This is a genomic window from Limnohabitans sp. 2KL-27 (genome assembly GCF_001269345.1).
Taxonomy (GTDB): domain Bacteria; phylum Pseudomonadota; class Gammaproteobacteria; order Burkholderiales; family Burkholderiaceae_C; genus Limnohabitans_A.
Genome location: NZ_CXOP01000002.1, coordinates 1987063 through 2014033, shown reverse-complemented (window position 1 = coordinate 2014033; position 26971 = coordinate 1987063). Strand labels below are relative to the sequence as shown.

Sequence of the window (26971 nt, the reverse complement as noted above, 5' to 3'; positions counted from 1 at the left end):
TAGGATGGGGACGTGCCGGCCACTTTCTGGCACAAGTTGTGCTCATACGCTTGTGTGACAACCGCACGCTCATTCCTACAGGAGACCCCCATGTTCCGTCGACACCTCATTTCTTTGGCCGCTTTGGCTCTGGCATCTTCTATGGCCCCGGCGGTCATGGCCCAGGGCCAAGACATCAAAATCGCCCACATTTACAGCAAAACCGGTCCGCTCGAAGCCTATGGCAAACAGACCCAGACCGGGCTGATGATGGGCTTGAGTTACGCCACCGGCGGCAGCATGGCCATCAACGGCCGCAAGATTGTAGTGATCGAGAAAGACGATCAGGGCAAGCCTGACCTGGGCAAGAACCTGCTGGCCGCCGCCTATGGTGACGACAAGGTGGATCTGGCGGTGGGCCCGACCGCCTCGCCCGTGGCGCTGGCCATGCTGCCGGTGGCCGAAGAGTACAAAAAAATCCTGTTGGTGGAGCCTGCTGTGGCCGACTCCATCACCGGTGACAAGTGGAACAAATACATCTTCCGCACCGGCCGCAACAGCAGCCAAGACGCGATTGCCAACGCCGTGGCAGTGGACAAAGACGGCGTGAGCATCGTCACCATGGCGCAAGACTCGGCTTTCGGCCGCGATGGCGTCAAGGCATTCAGGGACTCTGTCAAAAAAGCCAAGCTGGTGCATGAAGAATACCTGCCGCCCGCGACCACCGACTTCACCGCAGGCGCACAGCGCATGATCGACAAGCTCAAGGCTTTGCCGGGCCGCAAGATCATCTTCATCATCTGGGCCGGTGGCAACCCGTTCAAGATCGCCGACATGGACCTCAAGCGCTACGGCATCGAGATCGCCACGGGCGGCAACATCCTGCCCGCCATGGTGGCCTACAAGCAGTTCCCCGGCATGGAGGGTGCGGCCTACTATTACTTCGGCATGCCCAAGAACCCGGTCAACGACGCCATGGTGGCCTCGCATTACCAACAGTTCAAAACGCCTCCGGACTTCTTCACGGCCGGTGGTTTCTCGGCTGCTATGGCTTTGGTCACCGCCCTGAAAAAGACCAATGGCGATACCAACACCAACAAGCTCATCAGCACCATGGAAGGCATGAGCTTTGACACGCCCAAGGGCAAGATGACCTTCCGTAAGGAAGACCACCAGGCCATGCAAAGCATGTACCACTTCAAGATCAAGATCGACCCGGCCTTCGCTTGGGGTGTGCCCGAGCTGATCCGTGAGATCAAGCCCGAAGAAATGAACGTGCCCATCCGCAACAAACGCTGATGCTGGAAACGCAAAACCTCACGGTGCGGTTTGGCGGGCATGTGGCGGTGAATGCGGTGTCGTGCCGCTTTGAACCCGGCACGCTCACGGCCATCGTCGGCCCCAACGGGGCGGGCAAAACCACTTACTTCAATCTGATCTCAGGGCAGTTGCCCGCCTCGGCGGGGGCGGTGCACCTGAACGGGCGCGAGTTGACCGGCCTGAGCGCCTCGGCCCGCACCCGTGCAGGCCTGGGGCGGGCCTTCCAGTTGACCAACCTGTTTCCGAACCTGTCGGTGCTGGAAAACGTGCGCCTGGCGGTCCAGGCCACGAAAGAGGGGGCGCACCGCCGAGGCTTGAACCTGTGGAGCATCTGGAGCGACCACGCGGCCTTGACGAGTCGCGCCTTGGAGATTTTGCAATCCGTCTCTATGACCCTGCAGCAGGACGCCCCTGTGGCCAGCCTGCCGCATGGCGACCAGCGCAAACTCGAAGTGGCCCTGCTCATGGCGCTGGAGCCCTCGGTTTACATGTTCGACGAACCCACGGCCGGCATGAGCCACGACGAAGCGCCGGTGATTCTGGATCTGATCCGCCAGCTCAAACAAGACAAAAGCAAGACCATCTTGCTGGTGGAGCACAAGATGGACGTGGTGCGCGAGCTGGCCGACCGCATCATCGTGCTGCACAACGGCTCTTTGGTGGCCGATGGCGAGCCCCATGCCGTGATCGCATCGCCCATCGTGCAAGAAGCCTATTTGGGCAAAGCCAAGGTGGCCGCATGAGGCCCGTCGCCATGAACCCCCATTTGCTCAGCCTTGAGGGCGTGCACACGCACATCGGGGCTTACCACATCCTGCACGGGGTGGATCTGGTTGTGCCGCGTGGCGAGCTCACCTTGCTGTTGGGCCGCAACGGCGCGGGCAAGACCACCATGCTGCGCACCATCATGGGCCTGTGGCAGGCCTCGCAAGGGCGCATCCGCTTCGGTGGTGAAGACATCACGGCACTCAACACGCCAGCGATTGCGCAAATGAACATCGCCTATGTGCCGGAAAACATGGGTATTTTTTCGGACCTGACGGTCAAGGAAAACATGTTGCTCGCCGCCCGCGGCGCCCGCCACGCGGCGCAGATGGACGAGGCGCGGCTGCAGTGGATTTTCAAACTCTTCCCGGCCGTGGAAAAGTTCTGGAGCCACCCGGCGGGCAAATTGTCCGGCGGGCAAAAGCAGATGCTGGCCGTTTCGCGGGCGATGGTGGAGCCGCGTGATTTGCTCATCATTGACGAGCCCAGCAAGGGCTTGGCCCCGGCCATCATTGAGAACATGATCGACGCCTTCAAGCAGCTCAAGGCCAGCGGGGTGACGATTTTGTTGGTGGAGCAAAACATCCATTTTGCGCAGCAGTTGGGCGACACCGTGGCGGTCATGGACAACGGCCGCGTGGTGCACGCGGGCCGCATGCAAGCACTGGCCGAAGACCCCGCCTTGCAGCAATCCTTGTTGGGACTGGCCTTATGAAATTCCTGCAAGACATCGATACCCGGCCATTGCTGCTGGTGCCCGTGCTGGCCTTGTTGGCCTGGCCCTTGATCGGTTCAGGCTCGACCTGGCTCACGCTCACCGTGGCGGGCCTGGCCATGGGCATGATCATCTTCATCATGGCCTCAGGCCTCACGCTGGTGTTTGGCCTGATGGACGTGCTGAACTTTGGCCACGGCCTGTTCATTGCGCTGGGCGCTTTTGTTGCGACCAGTGTGCTGGGCGCCATGGGCGACTGGACAGGCTCGGGCGAGTGGTGGCGCAACATGCTGGCGGTGTTGCCGGCCATGGGGATCGCCATGGCGGTGTCCGCGGCCGTGGGCCTGGCGTTTGAGCGCTTCATCGTGCGGCCGGTGTATGGCCAGCACCTCAAACAGATCCTGATCACCATGGGCGGCATGATCATTGGCGAAGAGCTCATCAAGGTCATCTGGGGCCCGCTGCAGATCGCCTTGCCTTTGCCCGAGGCCATGCGCGGCTCGGTGTTCTGGGGCGAAGCGGCCATCGAAAAATACCGTGTGCTGGCCGTAGCCGTAGGCCTGGCCGTGTTTGCCGCGCAGATGTGGGTGCTGGGCCGCACCAAGATCGGCCTGCTCATTCGTGCCGGCGTGCAGGACCGCGAGATGGTCGAGTCACTGGGTTACCGCATCCGCCGCCTGTTTGTGGGCGTGTTCGTGGTGGGCAGCGCGCTGGCGGGCTTGGGCGGTGTCATGTGGGGCCTGTACCAACAAAATGTGGTGCCACAGATGGGCGCGCAGGTCAATGTGCTGATCTTCATCGTCATCATCATTGGCGGGCTCGGTTCCACGGGCGGGGCGCTGATTGGGGCCTTGCTGGTCGGCCTGATGGCCAACTACACCGGCTTTCTGGCCCCCAAACTGGCGCTGTTTTCCAACATTGCGCTGATGGCGGCTGTGCTGCTGTGGCGTCCGCAGGGCGTGTACCCCGTGGCGAACCGCTGAGGAAATCTCCATGCTCAACCGATTGATTTCCAACGACCACCCGCGCAGCCGCCTGTTGGCCGTTTTGCTGGCGCTGACCTTGCTGGGCCTGGCCTTGGCCCCGTTTTTGTTTCCGGGGGTCAAGGCCTTGTCGGTCGCGGCCAAGGTGCTGATCTTTGTGGTGCTGGTGGCGGGCTTTGACCTGCTCTTGGGCTACACCGGCATCGTGAGTTTTGCGCACACCATGTTCTTTGGCATTGGGGCCTATGGCATCGCCATCTCGTCCAACACCTGGGGACCGACCTGGGGGGCCTTGGCGGCGGGTTTTGCGCTGTCGCTGGCCCTGACGCTGTTGCTGTCGCTGGCAATTGGTCTGTTCTCGCTCAGAGTGCGGGCCATCTTTTTCGCCATGATCACACTGGCCGTGGCGGCCGCATTCCAGACACTCGCCTCGCAACTGTCCGACTTCACGGGCGGCGAAGATGGGCTGAGCTTCAAGTTGCCTGAGCTGCTGCTGCCCAGCACCGAGTTCAGCGATGAGCCGTTCTTGGGGGTATCGCTGGACGGGCGTTTGCTCTGCTATTACCTTTTGTTTGTGCTGGCGGTGGCTTTGCTGCTGTCGATGCTGCGCATCGTCAATTCGCCCTTTGGCCGGGTGCTGCAAGCCATCCGCGAAAACGAGTTCCGTGCCGAAGCCATCGGTTACCGGGTGGTGGTGTACCGCACCCTGTCGAGTGTGTTGTCGGCGCTCTATGCCTGCATGGCGGGGGCCATGCTGGCGCTTTGGTTGCGTTACAACGGGCCGGACACATCGCTCAGCTTTGAAATCATGATGGACGTGTTGCTGATTGTGGTCATTGGCGGCATGGGCACCATCTATGGCGCGGCCATTGGCTCGGTGCTGTTTTTGTTGGCTCAGAGTTACTTGCAAGACCTGCTGCGCTTGGCCAGCGAGGCCACGGCCGCATTGCCCTTGCTGTCGTCCTTGCTCTCACCCGACCGCTGGTTGCTCTGGCTGGGCTTGTTGTTTGTGCTGTCGGTGTATTACTTTCCGACGGGCGTGGTGGGCCGCTTGCGCAGCCGGGCGGCGTTGCGGGCGCTGGCGTCTGAGAAACCCCTTGCATCCAAGAGTTGAGGTCCCATGGCTTTCACATCGAATTACCTCCGCTGCGCGGGTCTGGAAATCCATTACACCGATTGGGGCAAAGCCGAAAAAGGCACCGTGATCGCTTGGCACGGTTTGGCCCGCACCGGGCGCGACATGGACGAACTCGCCGCGCACCTGAGCGCGCAAGGCTACCGGGTGATTTGTCCCGATACGGTGGGGCGGGGCCTGTCGCAGTGGAGCTCTGACCCGCAGCAGGAATACTGCCTGGCTTTTTATGCCCGCATCGCGCGCGAACTGATGGACGGCCTGCAGCTGCGCGCCGTGCATTGGGTGGGCACCTCCATGGGCGGGGCCATTGGCACACTGTGTGCAGCGGGCTTGGTCGAGCCCACGTTGAAGCACCGCCTGTTGAGCCTCACGCTCAACGACAACGCGCCAGAACTGGCCCAGGCGGCCATCGACCGCATCAAGGCCTATGCGGGCACCCCGCCCGCATTTGCCACGGTGACCGAACTCGAAGCCTTTTTCCGTCAGGTCTACAAACCCTATGGTTGGCTCAGCGACGCCCAGTGGCGGCGCCTGGCTGAAACGTCCACCCGCCGCTTGCCGGACGGGCGCGTGACGCCACACTACGATCCGGCCATGGTGACGCAGTTCACCGCGCACCCCAACGATTACCTGATTTGGGACCATTACGACGCCCTGAAGTTGCCGGTGTTGCTGCTGCGTGGCGTCGAATCGGATTTGGTGTTACCCGAGACGGTTCAAAATATGCGGCGGCGTGGGCCGGGTGCGCTGGGCTTGCTCAAAACCATCGAAGTACCCGGTTGCGGGCATGCACCGGCGCTCAATGTGCTTCAGCATCTCGAGTGGGTGACAGGCTTTATCGACAGCCATTGAAGGGCTGCAAGCCCAAACCCCAAACCCCAAACCTCAGGCCTTTGCACCATGCGCCAAAGCGCGCGCCCGACTCGCAGCCAACGCCTTTTCGTCCGGCGCTGACAAGTCCCAAGCCTGCATGTGGCTGAGGCTGATGTCGGCAAGCGCTTCGATCCATTGGGCGTTGTTGTTCAGGCAGGGGATGTAGTTGAAGCTTTCGCCGCCGGCATGCAAAAACGCTTCTTGGGCTTCTTGCTGGATTTCTTCCAGCGTTTCCAGGCAGTCGCTGGTGAAACCTGGGCAGATGACGTCGACTTTTTTCACGCCTTGCCCGGCCATGGCCACCAGGGTGGGCTCGGTGTAGGGCTCCAGCCACTTGGCTTTGCCAAAACGCGACTGGAAGGTGAGTTTGTACTGGTCTTTGGACAAGCCCAGGGCTTCGGCCAGCAGGCGGCCGGTTTTCATGCATTCGCAGTGGTAGGGGTCGCCGAGTTGGAGGGTGCGCTCGGGCACACCGTGAAAACTCATGACCAGTTGCTCGGCTTGACCATGGGCGGCCCAGTGTTCGCGCACGGTTTGGGCCAGTGCGGCGATGTAGCGCGGGTCGTCGTGGTAACGGTTGACAAAGCGCATTTCAGGGATGAGGCGCGTTTTCAGGCCCCAGCGGTACACCGCGTCGAACACGCTGGCCGTGGTGGTGCCGCTGTATTGCGGGTAGGCGGGCACGATCAAGACGCGCTGCACCCCCTCGGCTTTGAGGGCGCTGAGCTGTTCGGGGATCGACGGCTGGCCATAGCGCATGGCATAACGCACGGTCACGTGGTGGCCGCGTTCTTGCAGTTCGGTACCCAGCGATTGGGCTTGTTGTTCAGTGAACGCTTTGAGGGGCGAGCCCTGCTCGGTCCAGATGCTGGCGTACTTGGCGGCCGATTTGGCCGGGCGCACGCGCAAGATGATGCCGTGCAGGATCAGCCACCAGATGGGTTTGGGGATCTCGACCACGCGGCTGTCACCCAGAAACTCGGCCAAGTACTTGCGCAGGGCAGGGGCCGTGGGGGCGCTGGGCGTGCCCAGGTTGCAATACAGCACCGCGGTGCGGGCGGCCTGACCATGCTGGAAGGAGGGTTCTTTTTGAAATGCCATGCGGTATTCTCCCACCACCATGATTGACATTTCCCGAATCAAAGCCATTACCCTCGATCTGGACGACACATTGTGGCCCGTTTGGCCCACGATTGGGCGTGCCGAGGTGGTTTTACAGACTTGGCTGAGCACCCACGCCCCTGGCGCTGCAGCCTTGTCGGCCGATGCCGAACTCAAAAAAGCCGTGCGCGCTGAGATCAATGCCCGCCACGCCGACCGGGCGCACGACTTGTCGTTTCTGCGCCGGGAGTCGATCCGGGCTTTGCTGCAGCAAGCCGGGGAGCCCATGCACCTGGCGGAGGCGGCTTTTGAGGTGTTTTTTTCCGAGCGCCAACGGGTGGATTTGTTTGACGATGCGCTGCCTGCGCTGGCGTTCTGGAGCCAGCGCATGCCGGTGGTGGCCTTGTCCAACGGCAACGCCGATGTGCACCGCGTGGGCATTGGCCAGCACTTTCACGCCAGCGTGAGTGCCCAGTCGCTGGGCGTGGCCAAGCCGGACTTGCGCATTTTTGTGGCGGGCGCCGCAGCGGCGGGCGTGCAGCCGCATGAGGTGCTGCACATTGGCGACGACGCGCACGCCGACTGCGTGGGCGCTTTGGCCGCGGGCATGCAGGTGGCCTGGCTCAACCGCGAAGGCCACGATTGGGCCCATGGCGACATGCGCCCACATCTGGAGGTGCGGGACTTGCACGCGCTGTGCGCCAGTTGGCCTGATTACGAACCAGCCCGAAAGACCCCATGACTTTGAAAATTTACGGCATCAGCGCATCCCGCGCCGCGCGGCCCTTGTGGGCCGCAATCGAATTGGGCGTGCCCTTTGAGCACATCGCCATGACCTACAAAGCGGGCGCGACACGCACGCCCGAGTTTTTGGCGCTCAACCCCAACGGCCACATTCCGGTGGTGGTGGACGAGCGGCCCGAAGGCCCGGTCACCGTGTGGGAAAGCATGGCCTGCGCGCTTTACATCGCCCGCGTGCACGGCCAAGCCGATGGCCGGTCGATCACCCCCGCCACGCCCCGCGAAGAAGCCGAGGCCCTGCGCTGGAGCTTTTGGACGGTGACCGAGCTCGAAAAAGACGCGCTCGCCGTGCTCATGCACCGCATGGCCATGCCTGCCGACCAGCGCAAGCCCGAGCTGGCCGAACAAGCCGAAAACCGCTTGAAGGTGCCGCTGTCTGTGCTGGAGGCGCATCTGCAAGCCCAGCACGCCCAAGGCCAGGCCCATTTGGCGGCCGATCGTTTCACCGTGGCCGATGTGTGTGTGGCCAGCGTGGCCAACTGGATTCGCCCGGCCCCGGGCTTGTTGGCGCAATACCCGGCTGTTTCAGGCTGGTTGCAGGCGTGCATGGAGCGCGAGGCACAAAAGCGTGTGCGGGCGCTGCCATGACGGACGAGACTTTTGGCTCGCGCCTCAAAACCGCCCCAGCGCCTGCATCTTCCACGCCAGCCACAGTTTGCGCAGCGGCGTGAGCGCGATGCGCTGGTGCAGCACCTGAAAGCCTGAGGCTTCGATCTCGCTAAGCAAGGTGCGGTAGATGCTGGCCATCATGAGGCCGGGTTTTTGGGCGCGGCGGTCGGCGCCGGGCAAGAGTGCCAGGGCTTCGTCGTACAGGGCGTGGGCGCGCTCGGTCTGGAACTTCATGAGTGCAGTGAAGTTGTCTGAATAACTGCGCTGGATCAGTTCGTTGGCCTTGACCCCAAAGCGTTGCTGCTCGTCCAGCGGCAGGTAGATGCGCCCACGCATGGCGTCTTCGCCCACGTCGCGGATGATGTTGGTCATCTGAAAAGCCAGGCCCAACTTGTGTGCATAGGCCGTTGTGGCTTCGTCGGTCTGGCCAAAGATGCGGGCGGCGACTTCGCCCACCACGCCTGCCACCAAGTGGCAATAGGTCTTGAGGCCCGCAAAATCCAGGTAGCGGGTTTGGTTCAGGTCCATTTGGCAGCCGTCGATCACGGCCATCAGGTGACGGCTTTCGATGCCGAAGGTGGGGGCCAGTGGCATGAGGGCGTGCATGACGGGGTGACTGGGCTGGCCCGCATAGGCTTGCAGCACCTCTTTTTGCCACCAGGCAAGTTTGGTGGCGGCCACACCGGGGTCCAAGATGTCGTCGACCACGTCGTCCACTTCGCGGCAAAAAGCATAGAAGGCGGTGATGGCTGCACGCCGTTCGGGGGGCAAAAACAAAAAGGCGTAATAGAAACTGCTGCCCGATGCGGCGGCTTTTTGTTGGACATAGTCTTGCGGGCTCATGGGCTGAGATTCTCGCATTCAAACACAGGCTCAAGGCCGGGGCACCTCGGACAATTGGCGGAATTCTTTTTCCAGAACGGCCGCAGACCCCAGACCCCAAGTGACGCGCCACAGCAGGGCGCGGACCTCGTGGCGTGGCATTTTGACGCGCTGGCTCAAGGCCGCGGGACCGGTCTTGCGCAGCAGCGCCACGGTGCGCGCACCGATCAATGCGGGCAGGGCGCTGGCCAGGCGCAGGCGCAGGGGCTTGAGCGCCAAGGCGTAGCGCATGCCATCGGCCAGTTGGACTTGCGTCTGGTCCAGCCACTGGCTGTAAAGCGGGGCCCATGCATTCAGGGTGTCTGCCGCGTCAGTTTGGGCCGCTTGGGCGAGCATGGCCGGGGTCATGCCGGCCTGTGCCAGGGTGTCCACAGGCCAATAACAACGTCCGGCGGCCAGGTCGGCCCCGGCGTCACGGATGATGTTCAGGCGCTGCAAGCCCATGCCGTAGGCGCGGCCGATGCGCACCATCTCGTCCTGCGGCAGCAGGCTGTAGCCGGGCAAATGGCGGCCACACAGCTCGGTCCAAAACTCGCCCACGCACCCGGCCACCAGCCAGGTGTACTCGCTCAGTTCGGCCTCGGTTTGCAATGCTTGAAGGCCGGGGCCAAAGCGGGCCATGTCCAGGTGTTGGCCCCGGGTGATGTGGCCCAGCACCTGGCGCACGCTGGCCTGGTCGACATCCGACAGGCTGACTAAAAGTGGCAGGCATTGGGGCAGGGCCTGCATCAAGGCGCGTTCGTGCGGGTCGGTTTGTTGCGTGGCAAAGGCTTGGGTCAAACGGCTCAGGTCGCGTCTTTCTTCGGCCGAGCTGTTCGGGTCGGCGATGGCCTGCGTCATAAGGTCCAGCAAAACCTGCCGTTCGTTCAGGGGCAGGGCGGTGGTGTCGGCCACTGTGTCGGTGGCGCGGGCCAGCAGGTAGCCGATGGCCACCGGGGCTTGAAGCGCCTTGGGCAACAGGCGGATGGACAGGTCGAAGGAGCGCGACACATGGCGCAGCAGTTGCCGCTGCGCGGCGCTCATGCCCGAAGGCGTGCGGCTTGCCGGTTGGTGCTCCTGGAATGGGGGGGGCGTGATCATGGTCAATTCCTATTGTCGCTTGACAGTTGGGGGCGGTTTGAATAGATTACTAACCAATCGGTCATTATTTTTCTTGGATCTCCCATGCCCTCTTTGTTGCCTCTCGCCACCCGGCGGGTTTCTTGTGTGTGCGCGCTCGCCGCTTCGGTGTTGACTTTGGTGGCATGTTCCAAGGTCGATGCCCCCCAAGAACCCCTGCGATCGGTCAAGTTGATCACGGTGGCGGGTGGAGATCTGAACCTGGGCGGCGAGTACTCGGCCGAGGTGCGGGCGCGTGTGGAGTCGCGCTTGGGCTTTCGGGTGGGGGGCAAACTGGTCCAGCGGCCCGCCGAACCGGGTCAGCGCGTGTCCGCTGGCCAATTGCTGGCACTGGTGGATGCCCAAGACTTTCAGTTGGCCGCGCAAGCCGCCCAGGCCCAGGTGACTGCCGCACAAAGTCAGCGCGATCTGGCAGCTGCCGAATTCAAGCGTTTCGAGGCACTCAAGGCGCAAAACTTCATCAGCGGTGCCGAATTGGAGCGGCGCGAGGCCAGCCTGAAGGCGGCTGATGCAGCTTTGAGTCAGGCTAAAGCGCAGGCTCAAGCACAAGGCAACCAAGTGGGCTATGCCCGTTTAACAGCCAGTCACGCGGGTGTGATCACCGCCGTGGAGGCCGAAGTGGGACAAGTGCTGTCGGCGGGTCAGCCGGTGTTGCGTCTGGCACACGACGGGCCGCGCGATGCGGTGTTTGCGGTGTCCGAGTCGGCCATCATGGCGATCCGGCTTGGCCAGAGCATGCAGGCCACGGTGCTGAGCACCGGGCAGAAGGTGCAGGGCACGGTGCGTGAGCTGGCGGCCAGTGCCGACCCGGTCACGCGCACCTATGGGGTCAAACTGGCGTTGGCCCCGGGAGTGGGGAGTGCTTTGCCTTTGGGGGCTACTTTGAATGTGCGAGCACCAGGGACGCCGGTTGCTTTGGCCTCGGTCATCAAACTGCCCACCAGCGCTTTGCGTCAGGAGGGGCAGGGCACGGCCGTTTGGGTGCTGGATGAGGCCACGATGACGGTCAACAGCCAAGCGGTGCAGCTGGGTCCGGTCGATGGCAATGAGGTCGTGGTCAGTGCCGGGCTCCAACCCGGACAGAAGGTGGTGAGCGCCGGAGTCCATGTGTTGTCGCCTGGTCAGAAGGTGACGGTGTACCACCCAGGTGGCAAAGGATCAACGCCGACACCCGCTTTGGCTCCTGCATCCGCCCCTGCGGTGAGCCCACGGTGAACGCATGAGCCGCAACGACAACACCCGATTCAACCTCTCGCGCTGGGCGCTTGAGCATCCGGCCCTGACCCGCTACCTGATGGTGGTGCTGATGGTTCTGGGCATGGCTTCTTATTTCCAGTTGGGGCAGGACGAAGACCCGCCCTTCACCTTCCGCGCCATGGTCGTTCGGGCCTATTGGCCGGGTGCCACGGCAGAGCAAGTGGCTGAGCAAGTGACCGACAAGATCGAGCGCACGCTGCAGGAAGTGCCCTTTGCCGACAAGATCCGCAGTTATTCCAAGCCGGGCGAGGCGCAAATCATTTTCCAGATCAAGGACAACTCCAAGCCCGGCGATGTGCCGCAAATTTGGTACACCGTGCGCAAAAAGATCGGTGACATGCGCGGCAGCCTCCCGCCGGGCGTGATCGGACCGTTTTTCAACGATGAGTTTGGCGATGTCTACGGCGTGATTTACGCGCTGGGCGGCCAGGGCTTCTCCTCGGCCGAGGTCAAAACCCAGGCCGACAGCTTGCGCCAGGAGTTGCTGCGCGTGCCCGATGTGGCCAAGGTCGAGTTGTTTGGCGTGCAAGATGAAAAGGTCTTTGTGGAAGTCTCGCAAAAGCGGCTTTCGCAAATGGGTCTGGACATGAGCTCGGTCTTGGCCCAGCTGAATCAGCAAAACGCGGTCGAATCGGCGGGCAGCATCCAGTCGCCGGCCGATGTGGTGCAGGTGCGCGTGGGCGGCCAGTTCCAGAGCCTGGAAGATTTGAAGGCCTTGCCCATTCGCGGGGCCTCGGGTGCGCAAATTCGCCTGTCCGACATCGCCACGGTGACCCGGGGTTATGCGGACCCGGCCAGTGTGAAGGTTCGCCATGAGGGCCAGGAGGTGATCGCGCTGGGGGTGTCCATGGCCAAAGGCGGCGACATCATCGCCCTGGGCAAGTCCTTGCGGGTCGCGATCGCGGCCACGCAGGCCAGCCTGCCTGCGGGCATGAGCCTGACCCAGGTGCAGGACCAGCCCAGCGCGGTGTCGAGTTCGGTCAACGAGTTCATCAAGGTGCTGATCGAGGCGGTGGTGATTGTGTTGGCGGTGAGCTTCTTGGCGCTGGGCCTGCACCAGCGGCCAGGTCAACACCCCTTTTGGCGGCGCTGGACGCTGGACATCCGCCCCGGCCTGGTGGTGGGCATCACCATCCCGCTGGTGTTGGCGGTGACCTTTTTGGCCATGCATTACTTTGGCATTGGCCTGCACAAAATCTCACTGGGCTCGCTCATCATCGCTTTGGGTTTGCTGGTGGACGACGCCATCATTGCGGTGGAAATGATGGTGCGCAAAATGGAAGAGGGCTATGACAAGGTGCGTGCGGCGACCTTTGCCTACGAACTGACCGCCATGCCCATGCTCACGGGCACCTTGATCACCGCCGCCGGTTTCTTGCCAATCGGCATGGCCAAGTCCATGACGGGCGAGTACACCTTTGCGATTTTTGCGGTCACGGTGGTGGCGCTGTTGGTGAGCTGGGTGGCTTCGGTTTACTTTGTGCCTTATTTGGGGGCTTGGCTGCTCAAGCCGCCCGCGCACGCCGTGTCGGCGCAGCACCTGGATTCGGCCGAGATGTATGACACGCCGTTTTACCGGCACTTTCGCGCTTGGGTGACTTGGTGCGTGACCCACCGCTGGAAAACGATTGCCATCACCATCGCTTTGTTTGCCCTGGGCATGGTGGGCATGGGCAAGGTACAGCAGCAGTTCTTCCCGGACTCCAGCCGTCCAGAGATCATGGTGGACCTGTGGCTGCCGGAGGGCTCTCCTGTTCAGGCCAGTGAGGACATCACGCGCCTCGTGGAGCAGCGCTTGGCCCAGGAGCAGGGCGTCAAATCGGTCACTGCCTGGGTCGGCTCTGGCGTGCCGCGCTTTTACCTGCCGCTGGACCAGGTGTTTCCGCAAACCAACGTGTCGCAGTTGATCGTGCAGCCGACCGACTTGAAAACCCGCGAAGTGCTGCGTGCAAAGCTGCCCGCCTTGCTGGCCCAGGAGTTCCCCGAAGTGCGTGGGCGTGTGAAATTGCTGCCCAATGGCCCGCCTGTGCCTTACCCGGTGCAGTTCCGGGTGGTGGGCTCGGACCCCAAGGTCCTGCGCCAGAAGGCCGACGAGATCAAGGCCCAAATGCGCCAGAACCCCAACACGCGCGGCGTGAACGACAACTGGAACGAGTCGGTCAAGTCGGTGCGTCTGGAGGTGGACCAAGCCAAAGCCCGCGCTTTGGGCGTGAGCAGCCAGTCCATCGCGCAGGCTTCGCGCACCTTGCTGTCGGGCAGCGCGGTGGGTCAGTACCGTGACGGCGACAAGCTGATCGAGATCGTGCTGCGCCAGCCTTTGGCCGAGCGCGATGCCTTGTCGGACTTGGGCCAGGCTTATGTGCCCACGGCCTCGGGGCGTTTCATCCCCTTGCTGCAAATTGCCACGCCGGTATTGGCCTGGGAGCCGGGCGTGATGTGGCGCGAGGGTCGGCAGTTTGCCATCACCGTGCAGGCCGACATTGCCGAGGGCCTGCAAGGGGCCACGGTCACGGCGCAGCTGCTGCCTGACCTCAAAAAGACCGAGGCCACCTGGCAAGGCCAGGGCCTGAACGGTTATCGCATTGAGGTGGCGGGCGCGGTGGAGGAAAGTGCCAAAGGCTCGGCGTCCATCGCAGCGGGTGTGCCGGTCATGCTGTTCATCACCTTCACCTTGCTGATGCTGCAGCTGCAAAGCTTCAGCCGGGCCATGTTGGTGTTTTTGACCGGACCCCTGGGCATGGCGGGTGTGGCCGGCGCATTGCTGGTGCTGGACCGCCCCTTTGGCTTTGTGGCCCTGCTCGGCGTGATCGCGCTCATGGGCATGATCCAGCGCAATTCGGTCATCTTGATCGACCAGATTGAGCAAGACCGGGCCGCGGGCATGGCCCCGTGGCAGGCGATTGTGGAGTCGGCGGTGCGGCGTTTGCGCCCCATCGTGCTCACCGCCGCTGCTGCGGTGCTGGCCATGATTCCATTGTCCCGCAGTATTTTCTGGGGGCCGATGGCGGTGGCCATCATGGGGGGCCTGATCGTGGCCACGGCCTTGACCCTGCTGGCGCTGCCGGCCATGTACGCGGCCTGGTTCAGAATTGAGCGCCCAAATCAAGCCCGCGCCTGAATTTGGACAAATGAAGCGGCTAAAATAGAAAGTTGACCGATTTCAACCGGGCGGTCAGGTGCGTCGTGGGGCTTTCGGGTCGTGCGACGGGCCTGTCGCCCTTTTTGTTTGGACCTGCGCGGGTGGCGAAATTGGTAGACGCACCAGGTTTAGGTCCTGACGGTGGCAACACTGTGCGGGTTCGAGTCCCGCCCCGCGCACCAACCGACTTTTGGCCAACGGTGTTGACCCATTGGCCTGAGAGACATTCAATTAACCGAGAACGACGATGACTGTGACTGTTGAAACCCTTGAAAAGCTGGAACGCAAGATCACCCTGACTGTGCCCGTGACGGCCATTCAGTCCGAAGTGGATGCACGCCTGAAGAAAATGGCCCGCACGGTCAAGATGGACGGTTTTCGTCCTGGCAAAGTGCCCATGAATGTGGTCGCCCAGCGCTATGGCTACTCGGTTCAGTACGAAGTGTTGAACGACAAAGTGGGCGAGGCATTTTCTGTGGCCGCCAATGAAGCCCAAGTGCGCGTGGCCGGTCAACCCCGCATTTCCGAAAAAGAAGGCGCACCCGAAGGCGAGCTGAATTTCGAAGCCATTTTTGAGGTTTACCCCGAAGTCAAACTGGGCAACCTGGCCGACACCGAAGTCGAAAAATTGACCGCCGAGGTCTCTGACGCCGCCATCGACAAGACTGTGGACATCCTGCGCAAGCAGCGCCGCACCTTTGCTCAGCGTGCCCAGGACGCCGCAGCCCAAGAAGGTGACCGCGCCACGATTGACTTTGAAGGCAAGATCGACGGTGAAGTGTTCGCTGGCGGCAAAGCCGAAGACTTCCAGTTCATCTTGGGCGACGGCCAGATGCTCAAGGAGTTCGAAGAGGCTGTGAGCGGCATGAAGTCGGGCGAAAGCAAGACCTTCCCCTTGGCCTTCCCTGCGGATTACCACGGCCAGGATGTGGCGGGCAAAACCGCTGACTTCATGGTCACCGTCAAGAAAATCGAAGCCGCCAACTTGCCCGAAGTCAACGAAGCTCTGGCCAAGTCCTTGGGCATCGCCGACGCGACCGTCGAAGGCCTGCGCGCCGACATCCGCAAGAACCTCGAGCGCGAAGTGAAGTTCCGCTTGCTGGCCCGCAACAAGCAAGCGGCCATGGACGCTTTGGTGGCCAAGGCCGAGTTGGATCTGCCCCAGTCGATCGTGCAAAACGAAATCGAACGCCTCAAGGAAGGTGCTCGCGCCGACCTGAAGCAGCGTGGTGTCAAGGACGCCGACAAGGCCCCGATTCCCGACGATATTTTCCGCCCCCAAGCCGAGCAGCGCGTGCGCCTGGGCCTGGTGGTGGCCGAAGTCGTGCGTGGCAACACCCTGCATGCCAAGGCCGAACAGATCCAGGCTCACATCCAGGAGCTCGCTTCCAGCTACGAGCGTCCCGATGATGTGGTGCGGTGGTACAACAGCGACAACCAGCGCATGGCCGAAGTCGAAGCCGTGGTGATCGAAAGCAACGTCTCCGACTTCGTATTGGCCCAGGCCAAAGTGGTCGAAAAAGCCATCTCTTTTGAAGAGTTGATGGGTCAGCAGGCCTGATCGGTCCATTGAAACCTTGATGCATGGGGCTTGTGCCGGGCTTGCAGTCTGGCTCACAAGCCCCATCTCTTTGGTGGGGTTGAAAACCCGGTTAAAGTAATCCATGAATTTTCTGGAGAAAAGATGAGCGCACTGGACATCACAAATTTGGGCATGGTGCCCATGGTCATCGAGCAATCGGGCCGTGGCGAACGTGCTTATGACATCTATTCGCGTTTGCTCAAGGAGCGCGTGATCTTTTTGGTGGGTGAGGTCAATGACCACATGGCCAATTTGATCGTGGCCCAGTTGCTGTTTTTGGAGAGTGAAAACCCCGAAAAGGACATTTCGCTCTACATCAACTCTCCTGGTGGTTCGGTCAGCGCCGGCATGGCGATTTACGACACCATGAATTTCATCAAGCCCGATGTGTCCACACTTTGCAACGGCATGGCCGCCAGCATGGGCGCGTTCTTGCTGTCTTCGGGGGCCAAGGGCAAGCGCTTTGCGCTGCCCAACTCCAAGATCATGATCCACCAGCCTTTGGGCGGTGCGCGTGGTCAGGCCACCGAAATCGAAATCGCGGCCCGCGAGATCGTCAAGACCCGTGCCCAGTTGAACCGCATCCTGTCCGAGAACACCGGACAGCCGCTGTCGAAAATTGAATTCGATACCGAGCGTGACTATTACCTGTCAGCGGCCGAGTCCAAAGACTACGGTTTGATTGACGAAGTGATTTCCAAACGTGCTTGAGGGTTGCCGGCTTTCCGGCGCCCTGGCTGACGGCGTTGACCCCCAAAGGGTGAACGCCGTTTTTCTTTCGTTATCATTGACGAATTACGGATACCGAGGCGACATTTATGGCCGATAAAAAAGGCTCAAGCACTGAGAAAAACCTGTTCTGCTCCTTTTGCGGCAAAAGCCAGCACGAGGTCAAGAAGTTGATCGCAGGTCCGTCGGTGTTCATTTGTGACGAATGCATCGATTTGTGCAATGACATCGTGCGCGATGAATTGGCCACTTCGACGGTGAGCGAAGGTGCCAAAGAAGGCTTGCCCACGCCACTCGACATCAAGACCAACCTCGACAACTATGTGATTGGCCAGGAAAAGGCCAAACGCAGTCTCGCGGTCGCGGTGTACAACCATTACAAGCGCCTCAAACACAAAGAAGGCGCCAAAAAAGACGATGTGGAGCTGGCCAAGAGCAACATCTTGCTGATTGGCCCCACGGGTTCGGGCAAGACCTTGCTGGCCCAGACCATGGCGCGCATGCTGGATGTGCCCTTTGTCATGGCCGATGCCACCACGTTGACCGAAGCCGGTTATGTGGGCGAGGACGTTGAAAACATCGTGGCCAAGTTGCTGCAAACCTGCAACTACGACGTCGAGCGCGCCCAGCGCGGCATCGTTTATATCGACGAAATCGACAAGATCACCCGCAAATCTGACAATCCCTCGATCACCCGCGACGTGTCGGGGGAGGGCGTGCAACAAGCGCTGCTCAAATTGGTCGAAGGCACCATGGCCAGCGTCCCTCCGCAAGGTGGTCGCAAGCACCCCAATCAAGACTTTTTGCAGATCGACACGACCAACATCTTGTTCATCTGCGGTGGCGCATTTGCCGGGCTGGAAAAAGTCATCGAAAACCGCACCGAATCCGGTGGCATTGGTTTTGGCGCCACGGTCAAAAGCAAGAAGCAGCGTTCGCTCACCGACGTGTTCAACGAAGTCGAACCTGAAGACCTGATCAAGTTTGGCTTGATCCCCGAGCTGGTGGGCCGTTTGCCGGTGGTGGCCACTTTGGCCGAGTTGAGTGAAGAGGCGCTGGTGCAAATCCTGACCGAGCCGAAAAACGCGGTCGTCAAACAGTTCACCAAATTGCTGGCCATGGAAGGCGTCGAGCTCGAAGTGCGACCCAACGCACTCACGGCCATGGCCCGCAAGGCCTTGGCGCGCAAAACGGGCGCCCGTGGTTTGCGCTCCATCATGGAGCAGGCCCTGATCGACACCATGTTTGAACTGCCCAACCAAGCGAACGTCGAAAAAGTTGTGGTGGACGAGTCCGTCATCGACGACAACAAGCCCCCGCTGCTGGTTTACCGCGAGTCGGCCAAGCAGGCCTGAACCACTGTTGCTGCACCCCATGAATACCCCTTCGTCTCGATGGGTTGAAATCGCAGTTGCAGCATCCACGTGCTTTGAATTGACCTGAGGGACATACCATGTCTGGACACACACCTTTGCCATCCACCCTGATTGAACTGCCCATGTTGCCCCTGCGCGACGTGGTGGTCTTCCCTCACATGGTGATTCCGCTGTTTGTGGGTCGCCCCAAAAGCATCAAGGCGCTGGAGTCGGCCATGGCTGCCGAGCGCCGCATCATGCTGGTGGCCCAGAAGACGGCGGCCAAAGACGAACCGGGCGTCGAAGACATGTTCGACGTGGGTTGCGTGTCCACCATTTTGCAGATGCTCAAATTGCCCGATGGCACCGTGAAGGTCCTGGTCGAAGGTCAGCAACGGGCCCTGGTCAAGTCGATCGTGGATGGCGAAGCCCACTTTGTGGCTTCTGTGACCCCGGTGGACCCCATTTCCGAGCAGTCCGATGACAGCAGCGAAATCGAGGCCCTGCGCCGTGCCGTGATGCAGCAGTTTGACCAGTACGTCAAACTGAACAAGAAAATTCCCCCTGAGATCCTGACTTCGATCTCCAGCATCGACGATCCAGGTCGCTTGGCTGACACCATCGCAGCGCATCTGCCGCTCAAGTTGGAAAACAAGCAACAGGTCCTGGACCTGGCCAACATCAAGTCGCGTTTGGAAAACCTGTTTGCTCAGTTGGAGCATGAGGTGGACATCCTGAACGTGGACAAGCGCATCCGTGGCCGCGTCAAGCGGCAGATGGAAAAGAACCAACGCGACTTTTACCTGAACGAGCAGGTCAAGGCCATCCAGAAAGAACTGGGCGATGGCGAAGAGGGCGCGGACATCGAGGAAATCGAAAAGAAGATCAAGGCCGCCAAAATGTCGGCCGAGGCCCGCAAAAAAGCCGATGGCGAGCTCAAAAAGCTCAAACTCATGTCGCCCATGTCGGCAGAAGCGTCGGTCGTGCGCAACTACCTGGATGTGCTCATTGGCTTGCCTTGGGGTAAAAAAACCAAGCTCAAACACGACCTGGCCAATGCCGAAGACGTTCTCAATCAGGACCACTTCGGCCTGGACAAGGTCAAAGACCGCATCCTGGAATACCTCGCGGTGCAGCAGCGCGTGGACAAGGTCAAGGCCCCCATCCTGTGCTTGGTCGGGCCACCCGGCGTGGGCAAGACGTCGCTGGGCCAGTCGATTGCCAAGGCCACGGGACGCAAATACGTGCGCATGGCGCTGGGCGGCATGCGCGACGAGGCCGAGATTCGTGGGCACCGCCGCACCTACATCGGTGCTTTGCCCGGCAAGGTGCTGCAAAACCTGAACAAGGTGGGCACCAAGAATCCGCTGTTCCTGCTGGACGAAATCGACAAGCTGGGCACCGACTTTCGGGGGGATCCCTCGAGTGCTTTGCTGGAGGTGCTGGACCCTGAGCAAAACCACACTTTCGGAGATCATTACGTTGAAGTCGACTTTGACCTGAGCGATGTCATGTTCGTGGCCACCTCCAACTCGATGAACATCCCATCGGCCCTGTTGGACAGGATGGAAGTGATCCGTTTGTCGGGTTACACCGAAGACGAAAAAACCAGCATCGCCATGAAGTATTTGCTGCCCAAGCAAATGACCAACAACGGTGTGAAGGATTCCGAGCTGCAGGTGACCGAAGAGGCCGTGCGCGATGTGGTGCGTTACTACACCCGCGAAGCGGGTGTGCGGTCCCTTGAGCGCGAGCTGGGCAAGATCTGCCGCAAGGTGGTCAAGGCTTTGCTGCTCAAGCAAATGACGCCACAGGTGGTGGTGAACGCCGACAACCTGAACGACTTTTTAGGGGTGCGCAAGTACTCCTATGGCCGCGCTGAGCAAAAGAACCAGGTCGGTCAGGTCGTCGGATTGGCCTGGACCGAGGTGGGCGGCGATTTGCTGACGATCGAAGCGGCCCTGATGCCCGGCAAAGGCGTCATCACCCGCACGGGTTCGCTCGGCGACGTGATGAAAGAGTCGGTGGAGGCTGCTCGCACGGTGGTGCGCAGCCGCTCGCGCCTCTTGGGCATCAAGGACGAGATTTTCGAGAAGAAAGACTTGCACATCCACGTGCCCGATGGCGCCACCCCCAAGGATGGCCCGAGTGCTGGTGCGGCCATGACCACGGCCATGGTGTCGGCCATGACGGGCATCCCTGTGCGCGCCGATGTGGCCATGACGGGTGAAATCACCCTGCGCGGTGAAGTCACGGCCATCGGTGGTCTGAAGGAAAAGTTGCTGGCGGCTTTGCGCGGTGGTATCAAGACCGTGTTGATCCCAGAGGACAACGTCAAAGACCTTCAGGACATTCCCGGTAATGTCAAAAACGGTCTGGAAATTGTGCCCGTCAAGTGGATTGACCAGGTGCTGGATGTGGCTTTGGAAGCCAAGCCGACGCCACTGAGCGATGAAGAGGTGGCTGCTGCGGATTTGTCTGCTGTCACAGCCACGGTGAAACCCGAGGCGGTGAAACATTGATGCAAAATTTTCAGATCAGCCTCCAAGTTGGCCTGAAATTGCATTACAATTTGACCATTGCAGCGAACAAGGCCTACAATGCCGAGTTTTCTGAAATACGCGGGAATAGCTCAGTTGGTAGAGCGCAACCTTGCCAAGGTTGAGGTCGCGAGTTCGAGCCTCGTTTCCCGCTCCAAACACCGAAAGAAGTGCCAACTTCTTTCAACCTCAAAGGGAAGCTGATGCTTCCCTTTTTCGTTGGTCTTGTGCCTTTTATCTTGTGCCATTTAAATGGGTCCAGCGAGAAAGATCAACGAGTTCTCTGATCCGGAATTTTGCAGTGCATGCAGATCTGCCACCCATTTTCTCGTTGTATAATTTGATGCTCAGAATGCGGGAATAGCTCAGTTGGTAGAGCGCAACCTTGCCAAGGTTGAGGTCGCGAGTTCGAGCCTCGTTTCCCGCTCCAAACACAAGAAAGAAGTGCCAACATCTTTCGCAACATGGGAAGCACCAGCTTCCCATTTTTGTCACCGTGTTTTTGATTCTGGCGCGATAGCAAAGCGGTTATGCAACGGATTGCAAATCCGTCTAGCCCAGTTCGACTCTGGGTCGCGCCTCCAAACAATCATGCCTCAGTGGTCAACACCGCTGAGGCATTTTTTATTGACTTTTCAATTGGCCCGGGCCACCCACACGGTCGCGCCTTGCGCACCGTAAAGCTCGGCATGAGGAACATCTCGCGCGAGGCGAAAGTAGTCGCCGGCCTTCAGGTGTTTGACCTCTTGACCCACCGTGAGCCAATACTCGCCCCGCAAGACATAGGCGCTGACATCGAAAGCATGGGTGTGGGTATCGAGTTGGAGGTTGGCATCCCACTCGCGGACGATGATTTCGTCGAAGCCTTCTTCAAGGGATTGGGCTGTGAACGATTCCAATGTGGGGGAGTTCATGGTTGACCTTGCAGTTGAAAACACCATCGTACGCGGCATGGTTGGACCACGCAGTCGCCAATTCGTCATGGCCCGGGGCGGAAAAAAAGGCCTTACCAGGCGGTGCCCGAACAGTAGACAATGGCCGGAAATGTGCTGAGCCAAGCCCAGAAAAAGCGGTTCAGGCCAAAAAACCAGAACACCAGGAAATGGAAAAGGGCGGCCACAGCGCACAAAACCAGTGCCAACCGGATGTCCAACAATGCCAGAGGAAAGCAGCCTTCCCACAGGGTGAAGGACCAAGAGCAAAGCCAGGCGACTTGGGGGTTCCTGAAAACGCTGCTCTGCGGCAGTGGGCCGTACACGCCAGTGTCCAGAAAAAGCGTGAGGGCGCGCCCTGAGCGCCATTCCGGGCGCAGCAGCTTCACCCATCCCGAGACGAAGTACGAGCTGATCGTGTGCAGGCTGACGTACCAAAAACCCGCTTGCCACCCCAGGGACTCGCCCGCGAAGGCGCCCACCAGATGCGCCAGGAGCAAGCCCGACAGGCAGACCAAGGTCATGAAATCGCTGCCCCCATTGAATGCCCCGCGCCAGCGCAAAAGCAGGAGCAAAGCCATCAGAAACAACACTGCAGCACCGGTCAAACCGACCAGGCCCAGCATCAAGGCAATGGCCAGCACCAGTCGCAAACCCAGCATGGCGCGGTAGGGGCCGGGCTGCAGAAGTCGGCTCACGCTGCTCTTGAGCCACATGGGCTGGGTCGGAATTTCCTGCGACAGCATGGACCAGAGGGTCACCCGGTCCAGCACTGGCAGTCGCAGGTATTCCAGAGTTTGGATGACCAAGCTCAGGCCCAGCAGCACTTCAAAAATGCGGATGGCCAGCGTCAGTTCCATGTTGGCACCACGGGGGATTGCAGCATGCGTTCACTGCTGGCGCCATCGGGCAGTTCGACCCTCAATTCAAACTGATAGGCACAAAGCCTGGCGACGGGTGATGCCTGCATCATGGGGGCGTGGCCCCAAGAACCACCCTCGATGGCTTCCCTCGCAAGTCGGCTGACCAGTTGGTAAGTGACGCGTTCACGGATGTCTGCCCCATCGGGTAAATCGTTGATGTCGTTGGCCAGATGGTCAACCAGGTTTTGATGCGTCAAGGCCAAATTGACGGCAGCATTGTGAAAAAGGTGCCACGCTTGTCTGGGGATCCGGGGGTAAAGCAGCCGCCAGTCGGTCCAGTCGCCGGATTCGGATTGGCCGCGCACATACAAGCGCGGCGCGGGGTTGATGCCGTGGTAAAACTTCCAATTCGGGAAAAATGCCCGAAAGAAGAAAAGCCACGGGCCTTCAATGACGCCCCAGCGTTTGCGCAGGTTGATCGCCAGCAAGGCGAAATAAGCGACGATCAGGAGCAGGGTGTAGTCCATGCGGGCAGTTTATCGCCAGTCGAAACCGCTGAATCTGCGCATGCAGGGCGCAACTTCAAAGGGGCTGACGGCAAAAAAGGCGCATTCTTGTGGCTTAATACCGTTTTGCATTTTTTTATCCGGAGCCACAGATGGGCAACAAAATCGTCACCGAAGCAGATCGTAAATTCACCCCCCCATTGCCCGCTTTGCCAGGCGTGACCTTGCGCACAGGCGGCCGTGGCCAGCGCGTGAGCTTGGAGCGCGGTGTCGCCACTCGCACCAAGAAAAACCCCGGTAAGCGCTCCAAAAAGGGCGGTTGAACCCGGTGCGTCCGGCGTTTGCCGGGCCAGTGCCGAGCCACTGATGAACTCAGTGGCTTTTTTTTCGATCTTTGCGGGGCCTTTTCAGGTCGTGCCGCTCATCCAGGAGAGCTGAATGTTCATTTCTTATGGCGCCGTGTTGGTGGCGGGCATCATGCCCGTGGTGTGTGCAGGCATTGCCAAATCGGGCTTCAAGGGTTACGACAACAGCGACCCCCGTGCTTGGCTGGCCAGCCAAACCGGGTTCAGGGCGCGGGCCAATGCCGCCCAGGCCAATTGTTTCGAGGCTTTTCCGTTTTTTGCCGTCGGTGTGGTCCTGGCCTTGCTCACCGGGGTCGATCCGGTCACAGTGGACGCTCTGGCCTTGTTCTTCATTGCTGCGCGGGTGGCTTATGTTTTTTTCTATGTCACCAACAAAGCCAAATGGCGCACCATGGTCTGGTCGGCGGCGTACCTCACGGTGGTGGGCTTGTTTGCATTGGCCATGCTGAATTTGCAGATCCACTGAAGCAGAAACCGCGCGTTAACAAGGCACAATAAGCGCTCTGCCCCGGTGGTGAAACTGGTAGACACACCGGACTTAAAATCCGTTGCTTCCTGAAAAGGGGCGTGCCGGTTCGATTCCGGCTCGGGGCACCATCAGAGGAAAACATCATCATGAACCACGATAACGCACCGCTTGAAATTCACGTGCATGGTGATGTGCCGATCAAACCCGGCACGGAGATCAAGGCAATTCAGGAGGCGCTCAAGCCGCTATGGCATTACGCTGGGGCGCGCTCTTTGCAAGAAGGCGCTGTGAGCCTTTACGAAGAAGAGCCTGGCATCCGTTTTGACAGCACCACCCAGCGCCTGAACCTGTGCTGGACGGTGCGCGGCGACGACGATTTCCGCATGGTGATGGATGACCTGTGCATGAACCTCAATGACTTGTCCTCTGCAGGCACCCAGATCGAGGTCACCTTTTACGACACCGAATTCGACGACGAGGATGAGGCCAGCGGGGGCGAGTCGCGCGACGATTTCGTGATGCTGTTCGTGGGGCCTGATCCGGGGGCGATCATGCAGGCCCAGCGCGATTTGCTGGTGCACGACGTGGTCAACATGATGGAGCGCCATTTTGACGGTGCGGAGCTGTCAGGCGTGGTGACCGAGATCGACAAACTCTTCAGCCAGCGCTTTGACAGTCTGGTCAGTTCTTTGGACATTGGCAAACCGCCTCGTGGCCCGGGCGGCGGCAATGGCCATGGTGGCGGTGGACGCCGCCCGCGCCACCTGCACTGATCGGTCCACAGCATGAACGCCCAAGGCATTCGTTCTGCACTGAACCCAGGTGTGCGCTTGCGCGAGGTCTTTGGCTGGGCCATGTACGACTTCGCCAATTCGGGTTATTCCACGGTGGTCATCACGGCCGTGTTTGCCGCCTATTTTGTGGGCGGTGTGGCCGATGGGGCCGATTGGGCGACCTTGGCTTGGACATCGGGCCTGAGCCTCTCGTATTTGATCGTGATGCTCACCATGCCTGGGCTGGGTGCCTGGGCCGACCGGGTGGCAGGTAAAAAGCGCATGCTGATGTGGGTCACGGCGGGTTGTGTGATCAGCACGGCGGCTTTGTCACTGGTGGGGCCGGGCCAGGTGGCGCTGGGCTTGTTCATTCTGGTGCTGTCGAACACTTTCTTTTCTTACGGCGAGTCGCTGACGGCCTCGTTTTTACCTGAACTGGCCAAGCCGCAGGCCATGGGCCGTGTCAGTGGCTGGGGTTGGTCTTTGGGTTACATCGGCGGCATGCTGACCCTGGGCATCTGCTTGGCTTATGTGCTGGCGGCCCAAGCGCGTGGCGAGACAGGGGGGCAGTTTGTGCCGGTGACCATGTGGATCACGGCAGCCCTGTATGGTGGGGCGGCCTTGGTGACCTTTGCCTTGCTGCGCGAGCACTCGCCGCCGCAAGCGAATGCCCCGGTGGTGACCGTGTTGCAAAGCCTGCGCCGGTTGCGTCAGACGCTGCGCGAGGCCATGCCTTACCGAGATTTCACCCGTTTGTTGGCATGCGCGGTGGCTTATCAGGGCGGTGTGGCCGTGGCCATCACGCTGGCGGCCATTTATGCCGAGCAAGTCATCGGTTTTCAGCCGCAAGAAACCATGGTGCTGATCTTTGTGCTCAACTTGGCCGCTTTTGCCGGGGCCTTTTTGCTGGGGCATGTGCAAGACCGCATCGGCCACAAGCTGACGCTGTCATTGACGCTGGTGGGCTGGGTGGCAACCTGCTTCATCGCGGCGCTGTCCACCGACAAGGCCACGTTTTGGTGGGCGGCGGGGATTGCCGGTTTTTGCATGGGCTCGAGCCAGTCTTCGGGCCGGGCCATGGCGGGCTTGATGGTGCCTTCACAGCGCCTGGGTGAGTTTTTTGGCCTGTGGACTTTTGCCATCCGTCTGGCCAGCATTCTGGGGCCTCTGACCTATGGACTGATCACTTGGCTCAGTGACGGCAACCAGCGCTTGGCGATTGGCTCGACCTCTTTGTTGTTTGTTCTGGGCCTGGTGTTGTTGATGCCGGTGGACGTGGAGCGTGGCCGCTTGGCGGCGCAATCGCCCGCCTGATCACTCGGCTTGCAGGGAGGCTGGCACGGCCTCGCAGCAGTTGGCAGGCAAGTCCAACCAGCGCTGGGCGGCGGCTTGCAGGCCTTGCAAATCGCCCGTGGTCAACAAACGCATGGGTTGCGCTGCCCCATCGGTGGTCTCATGGTTCAGCAACTCGGCCGCAGCCAGCAAGCGGTGCGTTTGCCGCGCCACAGGTTCGCCTGTCGAGATCAGTTGAACATCGGGTCCTAACAGTTGGCGCAAATCTTTTTCGACAAACACATAGTGGGTGCAGCCCAGGACCAGGGTGTCCATCTGACCAGGGGCCTTGCCAAAACGGCCTAAGGCCTGGGTGTAGGTTTGCAGCAAGTGCGAGATCTGTACTTGCGCAGCCGCGGCCTGAGCGGGCAGGGTGCTTTGTTCGATGGCCAAGGCCAGTCCGTTGCAGGCTTGCACCTCAAAATGTGCTTCGGTTTGCACGCTGGCCAGCAGGCGGGCGAATTTCTCGCTGTTCACCGTGCCACGGGTGGCCATCACGCCAATGCGGCGGGTGTGGCTCAGGGCCAAGGCCGGTTTGAGCGCAGGCTCCAGCCCCACCATCGGCAGTGCAAGGTAGCGTGCACGCAATTCATGGATGGCCGCTGCGGTGGCGGTGTTGCAGGCCACGACCAGGGCTTTGATGTGGTGCTGGGTCAGCAGGTAATCGGTAATCGCATGAGTGCGCTCGCTGATGAAGGTTTCATTTTTTTCACCATAGGGCGCGTGTGCGTTGTCGGCCAAGTAGACAAACCGTTCGTTTGGCAGTTCTTTTTTCAAGGCCTGCAACACACTCAGGCCGCCAATGCCGCTGTCAAAAACGCCGATGGGGCGCTGGTCAGAAGTCATG

At 60.6% G+C, this 26971-nt stretch carries 25 protein-coding genes and 5 tRNA genes; 23 read left to right on the top strand and 7 right to left on the bottom strand.

The annotated features are described in order from the left end of the window. Nucleotides 1-90: 90 nt before the first annotated feature. Genes LHAB_RS12470 through LHAB_RS12445 form a run of 6 tightly spaced genes read left to right on the top strand, consistent with a single transcriptional unit; the run spans nucleotide 91 to nucleotide 5749 of the window. Nucleotides 91-1278, top strand: coding sequence for a substrate-binding domain-containing protein (locus tag LHAB_RS12470; RefSeq protein WP_090046786.1), 1188 nt, complete (start codon nucleotides 91-93; stop codon nucleotides 1276-1278). Further along, a complete protein-coding gene (locus LHAB_RS12465) occupies nucleotides 1278-2042 on the top strand; it encodes an ABC transporter ATP-binding protein (RefSeq protein ID WP_090046784.1) in 765 nt (254 codons plus the stop codon). Before LHAB_RS12470 ends, LHAB_RS12465 begins: the two co-directional genes overlap by 1 nt. Further along, nucleotides 2039-2779, top strand: a complete 741-nt coding sequence (locus LHAB_RS12460; protein ID WP_228763422.1) for an ABC transporter ATP-binding protein — start codon at nucleotides 2039-2041, stop codon at nucleotides 2777-2779. Before LHAB_RS12465 ends, LHAB_RS12460 begins: the two co-directional genes overlap by 4 nt. Next, complete coding sequence (locus LHAB_RS12455) at nucleotides 2776-3762, top strand: branched-chain amino acid ABC transporter permease (protein WP_090046780.1); 987 nt, start codon at nucleotides 2776-2778, stop codon at nucleotides 3760-3762. The genes LHAB_RS12460 and LHAB_RS12455 overlap by 4 nt, the downstream gene beginning before the upstream one ends. A gap of 10 nt (nucleotides 3763-3772) precedes the next feature. After that, complete coding sequence (locus tag LHAB_RS12450) at nucleotides 3773-4876, top strand: branched-chain amino acid ABC transporter permease (protein ID WP_090046778.1); 1104 nt, start codon at nucleotides 3773-3775, stop codon at nucleotides 4874-4876. Between the two features lie 6 nt (nucleotides 4877-4882). Continuing rightward, nucleotides 4883-5749: an alpha/beta fold hydrolase gene (locus LHAB_RS12445; RefSeq protein ID WP_090046775.1), complete on the top strand. Its 867-nt coding sequence runs from the start codon at nucleotides 4883-4885 to the stop codon at nucleotides 5747-5749. 33 nt (nucleotides 5750-5782) lie between these two features. Here LHAB_RS12445 and hemH read toward each other — a convergent pair whose 3' ends face one another. Beyond that, nucleotides 5783-6871 carry a ferrochelatase gene (gene hemH, locus LHAB_RS12440; protein WP_090047949.1) on the bottom strand — a complete coding sequence of 363 codons (1089 nt, stop codon included), beginning with the start codon at nucleotides 6869-6871 and terminating at the stop codon, nucleotides 5783-5785. A gap of 19 nt (nucleotides 6872-6890) precedes the next feature. Here hemH and LHAB_RS12435 point away from each other — a divergent pair, with 19 nt between their 5' ends. Both LHAB_RS12435 and LHAB_RS12430 read left to right on the top strand, forming a co-directional pair. Continuing rightward, nucleotides 6891-7613, top strand: coding sequence for an HAD family hydrolase (locus LHAB_RS12435; RefSeq protein WP_090046773.1), 723 nt, complete (start codon nucleotides 6891-6893; stop codon nucleotides 7611-7613). Further along, nucleotides 7610-8260 carry a glutathione S-transferase family protein gene (locus tag LHAB_RS12430; protein WP_090046771.1) on the top strand — a complete coding sequence of 217 codons (651 nt, stop codon included), beginning with the start codon at nucleotides 7610-7612 and terminating at the stop codon, nucleotides 8258-8260. Before LHAB_RS12435 ends, LHAB_RS12430 begins: the two co-directional genes overlap by 4 nt. A gap of 24 nt (nucleotides 8261-8284) precedes the next feature. On the opposite strand, the gene hpnD is transcribed toward LHAB_RS12430, so the two are convergent. Beyond that, entirely contained in the window at nucleotides 8285-9124 is an 840-nt protein-coding gene (hpnD, locus tag LHAB_RS12425; protein WP_090046769.1) for a presqualene diphosphate synthase HpnD, read from the bottom strand. Between the two features lie 30 nt (nucleotides 9125-9154). Then, nucleotides 9155-10243: a phytoene/squalene synthase family protein gene (locus LHAB_RS12420; protein WP_090046767.1), complete on the bottom strand. Its 1089-nt coding sequence runs from the start codon at nucleotides 10241-10243 to the stop codon at nucleotides 9155-9157. Nucleotides 10244-10327: 84 nt separating this feature from the next. Here LHAB_RS12420 and LHAB_RS12415 point away from each other — a divergent pair, with 84 nt between their 5' ends. The 10 genes from LHAB_RS12415 (at nucleotide 10328) to LHAB_RS12370 (ending at nucleotide 21468) form a co-directional block, all read left to right on the top strand. Then, on the top strand, nucleotides 10328-11497 hold the full coding sequence (locus LHAB_RS12415; RefSeq protein ID WP_090046766.1) for an efflux RND transporter periplasmic adaptor subunit: 1170 nt from the start codon (nucleotides 10328-10330) through the stop codon (nucleotides 11495-11497). A gap of 4 nt (nucleotides 11498-11501) precedes the next feature. Then, complete coding sequence (locus LHAB_RS12410; protein WP_090046764.1) at nucleotides 11502-14657, top strand: efflux RND transporter permease subunit; 3156 nt, start codon at nucleotides 11502-11504, stop codon at nucleotides 14655-14657. A 116-nt stretch (nucleotides 14658-14773) separates the two neighbouring features. Further along, nucleotides 14774-14860: transfer RNA gene (locus tag LHAB_RS12405), tRNA-Leu, on the top strand. Between the two features lie 65 nt (nucleotides 14861-14925). Beyond that, nucleotides 14926-16239, top strand: a complete 1314-nt coding sequence (gene tig / locus LHAB_RS12400) for a trigger factor (protein ID WP_090046762.1) — start codon at nucleotides 14926-14928, stop codon at nucleotides 16237-16239. Nucleotides 16240-16362: 123 nt separating this feature from the next. Continuing rightward, nucleotides 16363-16971 (top strand): ATP-dependent Clp endopeptidase proteolytic subunit ClpP, encoded by a 609-nt coding sequence (gene clpP, locus LHAB_RS12395; protein ID WP_090046761.1) that lies wholly within the window; start codon nucleotides 16363-16365, stop codon nucleotides 16969-16971. A gap of 107 nt (nucleotides 16972-17078) precedes the next feature. Then, complete coding sequence (gene clpX, locus LHAB_RS12390) at nucleotides 17079-18344, top strand: ATP-dependent Clp protease ATP-binding subunit ClpX (RefSeq protein WP_090046759.1); 1266 nt, start codon at nucleotides 17079-17081, stop codon at nucleotides 18342-18344. 98 nt (nucleotides 18345-18442) lie between these two features. Beyond that, nucleotides 18443-20866, top strand: coding sequence for an endopeptidase La (gene lon / locus LHAB_RS12385; protein WP_090046757.1), 2424 nt, complete (start codon nucleotides 18443-18445; stop codon nucleotides 20864-20866). Nucleotides 20867-20965: 99 nt separating this feature from the next. Continuing rightward, nucleotides 20966-21041: transfer RNA gene (locus tag LHAB_RS12380), tRNA-Gly, on the top strand. Between the two features lie 197 nt (nucleotides 21042-21238). Next, nucleotides 21239-21314: transfer RNA gene (locus LHAB_RS12375), tRNA-Gly, on the top strand. Nucleotides 21315-21394: 80 nt separating this feature from the next. Further along, a tRNA-Cys gene (locus tag LHAB_RS12370) sits at nucleotides 21395-21468 on the top strand. 51 nt (nucleotides 21469-21519) lie between these two features. Here the strand turns inward: LHAB_RS12370 and LHAB_RS12365 are convergent. The 3 genes from LHAB_RS12365 to LHAB_RS12355 all read right to left on the bottom strand — a co-directional run bounded on the left by LHAB_RS12365 (nucleotide 21520) and on the right by LHAB_RS12355 (nucleotide 23206). Further along, a complete protein-coding gene (locus LHAB_RS12365; protein ID WP_090046756.1) occupies nucleotides 21520-21798 on the bottom strand; it encodes a cupin domain-containing protein in 279 nt (92 codons plus the stop codon). Nucleotides 21799-21890: 92 nt separating this feature from the next. Further along, complete coding sequence (locus LHAB_RS12360; RefSeq protein WP_090046754.1) at nucleotides 21891-22676, bottom strand: hypothetical protein; 786 nt, start codon at nucleotides 22674-22676, stop codon at nucleotides 21891-21893. Beyond that, nucleotides 22667-23206: a hypothetical protein gene (locus LHAB_RS12355; protein WP_090046752.1), complete on the bottom strand. Its 540-nt coding sequence runs from the start codon at nucleotides 23204-23206 to the stop codon at nucleotides 22667-22669. Before LHAB_RS12355 ends, LHAB_RS12360 begins: the two co-directional genes overlap by 10 nt. Nucleotides 23207-23337: 131 nt before the next feature. Here LHAB_RS12355 and LHAB_RS14700 point away from each other — a divergent pair, with 131 nt between their 5' ends. The 5 genes from LHAB_RS14700 (at nucleotide 23338) to LHAB_RS12335 (ending at nucleotide 26106) form a co-directional block, all read left to right on the top strand. Continuing rightward, nucleotides 23338-23508, top strand: coding sequence for a hypothetical protein (locus LHAB_RS14700; RefSeq protein ID WP_194943172.1), 171 nt, complete (start codon nucleotides 23338-23340; stop codon nucleotides 23506-23508). Between the two features lie 115 nt (nucleotides 23509-23623). Beyond that, nucleotides 23624-24016, top strand: coding sequence for an MAPEG family protein (locus LHAB_RS12350; RefSeq protein WP_090046750.1), 393 nt, complete (start codon nucleotides 23624-23626; stop codon nucleotides 24014-24016). A gap of 39 nt (nucleotides 24017-24055) precedes the next feature. Beyond that, nucleotides 24056-24147, top strand: a tRNA-Leu gene (locus LHAB_RS12345). 18 nt (nucleotides 24148-24165) lie between these two features. Continuing rightward, nucleotides 24166-24792 (top strand): DUF6806 family protein, encoded by a 627-nt coding sequence (locus tag LHAB_RS12340; RefSeq protein ID WP_090046748.1) that lies wholly within the window; start codon nucleotides 24166-24168, stop codon nucleotides 24790-24792. Nucleotides 24793-24804: 12 nt separating this feature from the next. Next, complete coding sequence (locus LHAB_RS12335; protein WP_090046747.1) at nucleotides 24805-26106, top strand: MFS transporter; 1302 nt, start codon at nucleotides 24805-24807, stop codon at nucleotides 26104-26106. Here the strand turns inward: LHAB_RS12335 and murI are convergent, their stop codons facing one another. Beyond that, nucleotides 26107-26970: a glutamate racemase gene (gene murI, locus LHAB_RS12330; protein ID WP_090047948.1), complete on the bottom strand. Its 864-nt coding sequence runs from the start codon at nucleotides 26968-26970 to the stop codon at nucleotides 26107-26109. It lies immediately after the preceding gene. Nucleotide 26971: the final 1 nt, after the last annotated feature.

What these genes read in the sequence shown, in the direction of transcription:
- LHAB_RS12470 (WP_090046786.1), top strand. Translation starts at nt 91, where the DNA reads ATGTTCCGTCGACACCTCATTTCTTTGGCCGCTTTGGCTCTGGCATCT.
- LHAB_RS12465 (WP_090046784.1), top strand. Translation starts at nt 1,278, where the DNA reads ATGCTGGAAACGCAAAACCTCACGGTGCGGTTTGGCGGGCATGTGGCG.
- LHAB_RS12460 (WP_228763422.1), top strand. Translation starts at nt 2,039, where the DNA reads ATGAGGCCCGTCGCCATGAACCCCCATTTGCTCAGCCTTGAGGGCGTG.
- LHAB_RS12455 (WP_090046780.1), top strand. Translation starts at nt 2,776, where the DNA reads ATGAAATTCCTGCAAGACATCGATACCCGGCCATTGCTGCTGGTGCCC.
- LHAB_RS12450 (WP_090046778.1), top strand. Translation starts at nt 3,773, where the DNA reads ATGCTCAACCGATTGATTTCCAACGACCACCCGCGCAGCCGCCTGTTG.
- LHAB_RS12445 (WP_090046775.1), top strand. Translation starts at nt 4,883, where the DNA reads ATGGCTTTCACATCGAATTACCTCCGCTGCGCGGGTCTGGAAATCCAT.
- hemH (WP_090047949.1), bottom strand. Translation starts at nt 6,871, where the DNA reads ATGGCATTTCAAAAAGAACCCTCCTTCCAGCATGGTCAGGCCGCCCGC.
- LHAB_RS12435 (WP_090046773.1), top strand. Translation starts at nt 6,891, where the DNA reads ATGATTGACATTTCCCGAATCAAAGCCATTACCCTCGATCTGGACGAC.
- LHAB_RS12430 (WP_090046771.1), top strand. Translation starts at nt 7,610, where the DNA reads ATGACTTTGAAAATTTACGGCATCAGCGCATCCCGCGCCGCGCGGCCC.
- hpnD (WP_090046769.1), bottom strand. Translation starts at nt 9,124, where the DNA reads ATGAGCCCGCAAGACTATGTCCAACAAAAAGCCGCCGCATCGGGCAGC.
- LHAB_RS12420 (WP_090046767.1), bottom strand. Translation starts at nt 10,243, where the DNA reads ATGATCACGCCCCCCCCATTCCAGGAGCACCAACCGGCAAGCCGCACG.
- LHAB_RS12415 (WP_090046766.1), top strand. Translation starts at nt 10,328, where the DNA reads ATGCCCTCTTTGTTGCCTCTCGCCACCCGGCGGGTTTCTTGTGTGTGC.
- LHAB_RS12410 (WP_090046764.1), top strand. Translation starts at nt 11,502, where the DNA reads ATGAGCCGCAACGACAACACCCGATTCAACCTCTCGCGCTGGGCGCTT.
- tig (WP_090046762.1), top strand. Translation starts at nt 14,926, where the DNA reads ATGACTGTGACTGTTGAAACCCTTGAAAAGCTGGAACGCAAGATCACC.
- clpP (WP_090046761.1), top strand. Translation starts at nt 16,363, where the DNA reads ATGAGCGCACTGGACATCACAAATTTGGGCATGGTGCCCATGGTCATC.
- clpX (WP_090046759.1), top strand. Translation starts at nt 17,079, where the DNA reads ATGGCCGATAAAAAAGGCTCAAGCACTGAGAAAAACCTGTTCTGCTCC.
- lon (WP_090046757.1), top strand. Translation starts at nt 18,443, where the DNA reads ATGTCTGGACACACACCTTTGCCATCCACCCTGATTGAACTGCCCATG.
- LHAB_RS12365 (WP_090046756.1), bottom strand. Translation starts at nt 21,798, where the DNA reads ATGAACTCCCCCACATTGGAATCGTTCACAGCCCAATCCCTTGAAGAA.
- LHAB_RS12360 (WP_090046754.1), bottom strand. Translation starts at nt 22,676, where the DNA reads ATGGAACTGACGCTGGCCATCCGCATTTTTGAAGTGCTGCTGGGCCTG.
- LHAB_RS12355 (WP_090046752.1), bottom strand. Translation starts at nt 23,206, where the DNA reads ATGGACTACACCCTGCTCCTGATCGTCGCTTATTTCGCCTTGCTGGCG.
- LHAB_RS14700 (WP_194943172.1), top strand. Translation starts at nt 23,338, where the DNA reads ATGGGCAACAAAATCGTCACCGAAGCAGATCGTAAATTCACCCCCCCA.
- LHAB_RS12350 (WP_090046750.1), top strand. Translation starts at nt 23,624, where the DNA reads ATGTTCATTTCTTATGGCGCCGTGTTGGTGGCGGGCATCATGCCCGTG.
- LHAB_RS12340 (WP_090046748.1), top strand. Translation starts at nt 24,166, where the DNA reads ATGAACCACGATAACGCACCGCTTGAAATTCACGTGCATGGTGATGTG.
- LHAB_RS12335 (WP_090046747.1), top strand. Translation starts at nt 24,805, where the DNA reads ATGAACGCCCAAGGCATTCGTTCTGCACTGAACCCAGGTGTGCGCTTG.
- murI (WP_090047948.1), bottom strand. Translation starts at nt 26,970, where the DNA reads ATGACTTCTGACCAGCGCCCCATCGGCGTTTTTGACAGCGGCATTGGC.